Annotated in this window: 7 protein-coding genes; 3 read left to right on the forward strand and 4 right to left on the reverse strand. The window is 43.9% G+C overall.

Going from position 1 to position 8,327, the window contains the following annotated elements:
- Nucleotides 1-3,174 (forward strand): sensor histidine kinase (locus WBA23_RS14575; protein ID WP_424583009.1); only part of this gene is annotated, 3,174 nt, incomplete at its 5' end.
- On the opposite strand, the gene WBA23_RS14580 is transcribed toward WBA23_RS14575, so the two are convergent.
- The 4 genes from WBA23_RS14580 to WBA23_RS14595 all read right to left on the reverse strand — a co-directional run bounded on the left by WBA23_RS14580 (nucleotide 3,164) and on the right by WBA23_RS14595 (nucleotide 6,931).
- Nucleotides 3,164-3,700: a YfiR family protein gene (locus tag WBA23_RS14580; RefSeq protein WP_424583010.1), complete on the reverse strand. Its 537-nt coding sequence runs from the start codon at nucleotides 3,698-3,700 to the stop codon at nucleotides 3,164-3,166. The genes WBA23_RS14575 and WBA23_RS14580 overlap by 11 nt on opposite strands.
- A 10-nt stretch (nucleotides 3,701-3,710) precedes the next feature.
- Entirely contained in the window at nucleotides 3,711-4,916 is a 1,206-nt protein-coding gene (locus WBA23_RS14585; protein ID WP_424583011.1) for a hypothetical protein, read from the reverse strand.
- Nucleotides 4,917-5,057: 141 nt separating this feature from the next.
- The gene (locus WBA23_RS14590; RefSeq protein ID WP_424583012.1) at nucleotides 5,058-6,044 is read right to left on the reverse strand and encodes a zinc-dependent alcohol dehydrogenase family protein; all 987 of its coding nucleotides are present in this window, start codon (nucleotides 6,042-6,044) and stop codon (nucleotides 5,058-5,060) included.
- A 128-nt stretch (nucleotides 6,045-6,172) separates the two neighbouring features.
- A complete protein-coding gene (locus WBA23_RS14595; protein ID WP_424583013.1) occupies nucleotides 6,173-6,931 on the reverse strand; it encodes a type III pantothenate kinase in 759 nt (252 codons plus the stop codon).
- A 76-nt stretch (nucleotides 6,932-7,007) separates the two neighbouring features.
- Between WBA23_RS14595 and WBA23_RS14600 the strand changes: the two genes are divergently transcribed.
- Together WBA23_RS14600 and WBA23_RS14605 are read left to right on the forward strand one after the other, a co-directional pair.
- On the forward strand, nucleotides 7,008-7,514 hold the full coding sequence (locus WBA23_RS14600) for an FKBP-type peptidyl-prolyl cis-trans isomerase (protein ID WP_424583015.1): 507 nt from the start codon (nucleotides 7,008-7,010) through the stop codon (nucleotides 7,512-7,514).
- Between the two features lie 35 nt (nucleotides 7,515-7,549).
- Nucleotides 7,550-8,327: DUF481 domain-containing protein (locus WBA23_RS14605; RefSeq protein ID WP_424583016.1), on the forward strand; the 778-nt coding region annotated here is incomplete at its 3' end.

Raw genomic sequence — 8,327 nt, forward strand, 5'->3', positions numbered from 1 at the left:
ATTCCCAACGGAACACTGCTACGTAGCATGGTAATTCAGACGCTCTTTGAAGACACTGAAGGAGATATTTGGTTGGGGACTAAAAATCATGGGGCAGTTCGCTTTTCATCTGTAACCAAAGATTTTCATCAATACAATTTATCAGCATTATTTCCTACTAAGCGTAATGTTCATTCGGTATTGAGCTACTGCCAGGGAAAAAGTCACACCCTGTGGGCGGGTACATTTGGCGGGGGGGTGTTTTACCTAGATTCACTCAAAAATAGTTTTGTACCGTTTGTCGATTCTACCAACGTAAATTCTACGGTAGCAACTTCAGTGGTGATGGATTTGCACGAAGATAAACAGGGCTTGCTTTGGGGGGCTACTTTTGGCAGCGGTTTACTACGATTTGATCCTCACTATCAGACCATTCACCAGTACAGTATTGCTTTAGATAGTCTATCAATAAACACGAATGATCTCACCACTATTCAGGAGAGCGACGATGGCACTTTATGGATTGGTACCTACCAAAAAGGGTTGATTCAATACAACCGACAAACAGAAGCGTTTAATCATCCTGTCGCAGCTTTATCAAACCAACATATTCGGGACATAGATTTTCATCAAGGCAAACTTTGGGTAGCTACCCAGCGGCAGGGAGTATTTTGCTACGATACTCAATCAAAGGAAACTAATCAATTTGTTCACCATCGTAATGATCCTCACTCAATCGGTGACAACCAAGTGTCCGCGGTATTGGTAGACGCCTTCGAGACACTGTGGGTAGTAGGTAAAAGCAGCATTAGTACTGCTTTAATAGCCGGTTTCGATTTCGCTCTGCTCAGCGACTCAACTGAAATAAAGCAACCTGTAACGGCTCTCATTTCTACTCCGGAAGGAGACGTTTGGTTTGGTACTGCCGATGCGCTGCTCTGCCAATGGAATAACCAGAATCAACAACTAATTTATCATAATATAAATATCCCGGTCAGTGATCAGTTTTCTTCTGGAAGAATCATTACTGCCTTAGAGGAAGACAACCAAGGAGGAATTTGGGTGGGTATGTCTGACGGTACGCTAGTCCGCTGGAATCCTTTTCATCAAAATTGGAAGATTTATTCAATTACCAACCAGCCAGTCAACTTCTCACCGGATGCTATCGAATCGATTTACCAAGATAAACAAGGGACACTTTGGGTAGGCATACTGGAAAAAGGGGCATACTTCTGGAATCGAAAGGCAGACCGGATTGAGTCAGCGGCCGACCGGTTTCCCGCCATTCCTACCACTATTACTCCCAAAGTATACGCCGAAAACGACCATTACCTATGGTTGGGAACGCTAAAAGATGGGTTAGTTCAACTTCATTATGCCACCGGCTCAATTGTACATTATAAAAACTACCCAGACACTGAAGAAATTAATCTACCCAGCAACCAGATTACCGGGTTATCTTTGGATAATTCAGGGCATTTGTGGGTAGGAACTTTTGATCAAGGAGTGGGTAGACTTAACACCCGAAGCGGTACTTGGAATTCATTTACTGAAAGTGAGGGTTTAGTTAGTAGCCGAATAACATCTGTTATTTCCGGGCCTAACCATGAAATATGGATAAGTACTGTTAAAGGAATTTCTTGCTATAACACCCATACTCGTCAGATTAGAAACTACGCGAGCAGCGAATTTATGGGTGGGGCTGAGTTTGTTCAGTATGGTGCAAGTGTTAGCAGGGGTGCAAGTTATTTTAGCACGCTAGATGGAGTTATCCGGGTCTTAACCACTCCTAAAGCTAGTCCAAATAATAGTCCACCACTATTTGCTTCTCAGTTGATTAGTAGCCATCGGTCTATCCTGTTATCAGCTCCCCGCGGAAATATACACCGTATTGAACTTCCCTACAATGAGAACGCTTTTGAAATTTCTTATGCCTTGCAACAGCTCCCCTTTAAAGCTAAACATCAGTATGAATACCTTTTAGAGGGTTTAGACAAACAGTGGAAGAAGGTTGGTTCGCGTACTTTGGCTACTTATACTAACCTTAATCCGGGCGAATACCGCTTCCGATTACGCGCCACTTCGCCCCAAAACGAAGTAGTTGAAGCTAAACCACTACTAATTATTATTCATCCGGCTTGGTACCAAACCGTTTGGTTTAAGCTACTGGTGGCTGTCATTATTTTACTTCTATTCGCAGCACTGTACTATTACCGAATAGCATCGGTAAAAAGGCGGAACAGAATTCTGGAAGAAGTAGTGGCGGAGCGCACCCAGGAGTTGGTAAGTAAGAACCAATTCATTGAGCAGCAACACCAGAATATTGTGCTACAAAACCAGCAATTGGAAGAGGCGAAAGCAACTATTAACCAAAAGAATGATGACTTAGTACTTTTAAATCAGGATTTAGAGGAAAGAGTGCAGCAGCGTACTTATGAGTTAGCCCAAACCAACGAAGCACTACTCCATTCTAACGGAGAACTTGATTTGTTTGTGTACCGGGCTTACCACGATATTATTGGCCCGATAGCCAGAATTGAAGGTTTGTGCCAAGTGGCAGCGATGGAGGTAAATGGACAACCAGTGGTAGATGGCTACCTAAACAAGCTATTGGATAATTGCCGCACAGCTCGAACCTCCTTACAGAAGGTGCTTCAGATCCACCACGTTCGTCACCACAATCTTCAGCATTCTCTCGTGAATATTCGTGAGTTTATTTGCGATATTTACGCAACAACTATCGCCCTATTTCCTAATCAGAACTATCTTCAATTCTCTTTGGAATGCGATGATGTTTTACACTTGGAAACCGATGCTGAACTACTTACCCTAATATTACAGGGCTTTATTAAAAATGCTATTCAATACGCAATCCCGTCTCCCGATGCCTACGTTCGCGTTGTAGTAAACTATTCTGACCATGCTGGTATTCAGATCTTAGTAGAAGATAACGGAGAGGGCATTTTACCTAAACTTGAAGAGAAGCTATTTACGATGTTCTTCCGGGGGCACGAGTCTAAAAGTGGTACGGGTCTTGATTTATACATCGCTCGTCTGGCTGCTGAACGATTGCAAACAACGGTGAAGTATCATCCTGAACTAGACCATACTGGCTTTTCGTTAACAATACCCTTGCTCGAACACAAAAACAACGAAGAAATATCATCCCAAGAAATCACGCTTTCTAAAGCGTAATTCCAATTGCTTTTAGTTGCTGAGCAAATTTTAGTCGGCGACTTTGAATTGCTTCCTCGTTGATCTCAAAGGTAATCTTACCTCGGTCGGCCACAAAGTTCAGTAAGCTTCCAAACTGACCTAACCCAGGTTTACAACTTACAACCAGTACGGGTTGGTTATCGGTTGTTGATAATACTTCGCTGAGCCAATAACTATTTTCGTGCGGTATAAAAACTACGTGACACCCGTCTTCTATCTCCTGAGGATTTTGGTAGTTTCGAATTTTGATCGGATTTCCCCCTACGGTGCGCGTACTGGCCATTTTGTTGAGCTCTTTTAAAATGCTATGCTCACCCATAACCCCGATGATAAATTCTTGCTGAATGACCGTTGGCCACACAAAATAACGAGAAAAGTTGTACAAATAGATGGTATGAATTTGATCCTGGGTTTGCTCATAGTCGTCTAATGACTGTGCTTGGGCGCAGAATCCTAGAGAAAGCAGCAGTGAGGCAACTATTAACCCTTTTATTTTCCTAAGCATATTAAAAAATCTAAGGCTTCTGTAGTTTTTCTTTTACTAAGCTATACTGCTCATAATCGTTGATATTATAATATACCCCTTGCAGTGCCTTAAGCGCATTTACGTGCGTTTGGTCTAACTCACTTACCTTTTTCAAATACGGTAAAGCTGATAAAAATAGTGTGCTACATTCCTCCAACAGTTGATTAAATTCAATAATATCCAATTCATAATTCTGAGCTGCTCCGTTGATAGAATTAACGCCACGATTATAATAAGCGATACCTAAATTATAGTTTGCCTGAATATGATTGGGGGCAATCTGTAATACCCTTTCATACATTGCTCGTTGCTGATCGAAGTAGCGCAAATTATCTACCTCTCTGGACAATAGCTTTTCGTAGATGGTGCCTGCCAACAGTAATCCTTCAACATCGTTAGGGTGCTCCTCTAGGTATGCTACTACTGACTGTTCAGCTTCTTGGTAATACTCACGTTGCATTAAAAAGTTGAGTTCGGCAATGTGCATATTTGCATCTTGCGGAAAGATCTTTCTTCCCTCAGCAAGGTACCACCGAGCGCTATCAAACTGGTTTAATTCGGCTCGGTAAGTTGCTTCTACTTCGTAGATCAACGCATCCTGGTAGCCCAGTTGCAAGGATTGGTACAGGTACTTCCGAGCTTCACTGGGGTTATTCAGCTGCAACATAGCGTACCCGTAGTAGAAAAAAGCTTCTGGACGATGCTCTTGGGCGAAGTTATTTTCACTATCTATCACCGGACGTAGGACCAATAGAACTTTGGAATATTTCTGTCCATTTAACAGGGCGATAGCATCATTTAGGAAACCGGTGTACGCATGAGCAATCAGAGATCGACAATCTGTTGCAAACTGTTGTGAACTATCTATTGTAATACAGTGCTTGGCGGCGGCAATACTTACATTGCGTAAATAGTAGATAGAATCAGTTGATTCCTCAGCTAACTGCTGATAAATATAGCTCCGAAGGTACCAGGCTTTAGGATTGTCAACCGTACTATTGTGCTCTATTGCAATATTAATGGCCTGCTGACTTTTGCGTAACTGACCCTGTTTCAACAGTGTGTACGCTTTATCTACCATCATCATCTGTCCCCAGGCTATATTTCCGGAAAAAACACCTAGTAATAGGGCAGTAGTAAAAACGAACAGTATCCTGTAGCTACTTATGTTTATGTAGAATTTAGATAGAAACATAATGACTAGTACATTCGTCCTAGATTGGATTTTCGTTCAATACAAAAATACCAAAAGCACTCAGTCTACCCGCTATGAATCTTCTCCGTTTCTTACATTCCAGATTTATGATATAGTATTACTAAAGATCGCCCTTTGTTCTCAGCCACACTGAATAACTACTTTTCCGGTTCGGCCCGATTGGGTGCTGTAAGTAACCGCTTTTGACGCTTGAGCCAGGGGGAAAGTTTTTTCCACATCTAGCGTTACATCGCCCTGTTTCACCATGTTGTAGACTTGTTTGGCTGCTCGAGCTTTCGCTCTTACGCTCGATTCTTCCATCCAGCGGCTCAGCCAAAACCCTTTGATGGTTGGAGTGCGAAAAATAGTGGGACCGTAGCTAATTTTGGCTTCTTCCCCACTCATTAATCCGTAGATGAGCATGGTAGCATCTTTCCCTAAACTGGCAATGGCTTGGGTACCAATATCGCCTCCTACTGACTCAAAGCAAGCCTGTACTCCTTTACCTTCCGTTAAGCTTTTTACCCGATCAGCCAGCGAATCTTCTTCAGTATTTACTACCGCCTCGGCTCCCAAATCAAGTAGAGGTTGCACCTGTTCGGTACGCCGTACGGTACCAATTACCCGGACACCCGCTTTTTGGGCAAGCTGAATAACCATTTTGTTGAGCGATGAAAAAGCAGCGGTTAGTAGCAGCCAGTCGCCCTTTTTTAGCGCTACTTCATCCAACATAGTCACTGCGGTAAAGGGATTAACGAAAAACTGTGCGCCCTCTTCAAACGACAAGTTGTCGGGAATTGGTAGTAGGCTTATGGCGGGCGCTACCACGTATTCGCTCCAGGTGCCTAACGCAGCAAAGGCTACCCGCTGGCCTTGGGCGATTTTCAAACCCGAACCGATACCCGTGCCGATCACATCGATCTCACCGGCTCCTTCAAAACCTACCGGACTATCGGGAAACTGGGGCGAAATACCGTACACTCCCTGAATGAACACTACATCTGAAGGATTGACCGGAGCTGCCTTTACTTTTATGCGAACCTCGCCGGCCTTGGGCTCCGGTACGGGAACGTCTTTTACGGTAAGAACGTCGGCATCTCCGGGTTGGTTAAATACGATTTGTTTCATAGGGTTAATAGTTCTGAGGCTACAGTCCACAGTCGACAGTCCGCAGTTAAATTATCTGTGGACTGTCGACTAGTAATTGACTAAATTGTTTTACCGCTACTTTTTTATTCTCAATTCCGGTTTCCGGTCTAATTGAGAGCAGCGATGAGTCGTAATCCATCCAACGTAAGCCAGGGTTCTACTCGGTTGAAGCGGTTGGTGAGGGGGGCAATTACTTCGGCTAAACCTCCGGTAGCTATTACCTTGACTGATCGTCCAAGTTCCTGCTCTATCCGGTTAACTAGCCCTTCCACTAATCCTACGTAGCCCAACACAATCCCCGATTGAATGGCGTGAGTGGTGTTTTTACCTAATACGGAAGGCGGAGGAGTTAAGGGGACAAACGGAAGTTGGGCAGTATTAGATGATAACCCTTTCATGGCGGATTCTAGGCCAGGAGCAATAGAAACTCCTAAAATTTTGCCTGACTGGTCTACCGTAACTACCGAGAGTGCTGTACCAAAATCTACCACCACACAGTCGGTTTGCGTAAGTTGATAACCCGCTACGGCGTTAGCCAGCAGATCAGTACCCAATTCGTGCGGATTATCCGTAGCAATAGACAGTCCAGTACGCAGTGTTGTATTAATAACCAAGGGCTGCTGGTGAATCAGCCGGGTTAGCATCTGTCGAAAAGTTGCCGTCAGAGATGGCACTACGCTACTCATTACTATCTGTTTTACAACGTTAAGTGTAATTTTTTCATTGGCGAATAATGATTGTAGCTGAATAGCGTATTCATCGGCTGTTTTATTAGATACGGTGCTCAACCGCCAGTGATGAATCCACCGCTGGTCATAGACACCCAGGGCAATGTTAGAGTTACCAATATCTACTGCTAGTATCAAATTAGAGAAAATAGAGGGTTATTGAACAATGGCGAATATGGTAGGTTCTTAGCACATAAGCAAACCACCCATTTTTATGCGAATATATGATAATACCATTGTGACAATGAGTTATGAGCTACGCGAAAAGAACCAGCAAGGCCCAATGATGGAAGTGATGGATACGGCTTATCCCTTTATCTTCTTTTACCCTTCTGATAATCTGCTACAATCGTTTCAAGACCAGATTCGGGGACTGCCCGCCGGAGAGTCGTTTGAATTTACCATTCCGAGCGAAGAGGCCTATGGCTTGCATCAAGCCAGTAATGTGGTAGATATACCCCTGGAGCGATTTGTCGTAGATGATGAAATGGCTGATACCATTCGCGATGTAGGGCAGTATGTAGCCGTTACCGGAGAAGATGGGCAGCAACGCAATGGCTTGGTAGTTGAGAAAAAAACCACTCACCTGAAAGTAGACTTAAACCACGCAATGGCCGGAAAAGATTTACACTTTGCTGGGCGCATATTATTTGTCAGAAAAGCTAAAGCCGATGAGATTATTCAGAAGCGGTATATTATGCCCGATGGCATCCGTTTCTAGGAAATTCCTATTTTTGCGGCAAATCAACGTCCGCTATGCATTATTTCTTCGCCGCTACCCTGCTGAGTGCTTTTGCTTTTACCCCCTGCTTAGGGCAAATATTAAATATTGAAAAGGAACGGATGAGTGGTGACTCAGCCAATTACTTTTTGGGTACCGTAGGGTTAAGTTTTAATGCGAATAATCAGAGTTTGACCGCTGACGGTACAGAGCGATCATTTGTCGGATTTACCGCTAATTCAGATGCAGCGTACCTTTCTACTTACCATAGCTTTCTACTCATTGGCCAGTTACAGTATACAGCTACCAGTGAGGCAGCTATTAATAGTGCGGGTTACGGTCACTTTCGGATTAATTGGTTAAGGAAAAACGCCGTCTCCTACGAGAACTTTGCGCAGATTCAGTACGATCAGGGACGGGGTATGCAGTCGCGGCGGTTAGCTGGAGGTGGAGTGCGCTTCCGAATTTACCGCGAAGAAAAGTCCAGCTTATTTGCCGGAACGGGAGTGATGTACGAACGGGAAGAATGGGAACGTCCTGGCGACGAAGGGGGCACCGAAGAGCTTAGGCTCTGGAAAAATAGCAGTTATCTGACTAGTCGACTGCAACTGCGCGAAAATATTGCGTTTAGCTCTATCGTCTACTTTCAAACCGGTTACGACACTGATCGAGATTTCTTCCGTCATCGAGTGAGTGGCGATATTAATATTTTGATTAATATCACCTCCAAGCTAGCGTTGCAAACTGCGGTGGCATTAGCCTACGAAAACCGTCCGGTAGTACCGATTCCCAAGTTTTTGTACCGCGTTACCA

This window comes from Tunicatimonas sp., from assembly GCF_049647865.1.
Classification (GTDB): domain Bacteria; phylum Bacteroidota; class Bacteroidia; order Cytophagales; family Cyclobacteriaceae; genus Tunicatimonas.

What these genes read in the sequence shown, in the direction of transcription:
- WBA23_RS14580 (WP_424583010.1), bottom strand. Translation starts at nt 3,700, where the DNA reads ATGCTTAGGAAAATAAAAGGGTTAATAGTTGCCTCACTGCTGCTTTCT.
- WBA23_RS14585 (WP_424583011.1), bottom strand. Translation starts at nt 4,916, where the DNA reads ATGTTTCTATCTAAATTCTACATAAACATAAGTAGCTACAGGATACTG.
- WBA23_RS14590 (WP_424583012.1), bottom strand. Translation starts at nt 6,044, where the DNA reads ATGAAACAAATCGTATTTAACCAACCCGGAGATGCCGACGTTCTTACC.
- WBA23_RS14600 (WP_424583015.1), top strand. Translation starts at nt 7,008, where the DNA reads ATGCGAATATATGATAATACCATTGTGACAATGAGTTATGAGCTACGC.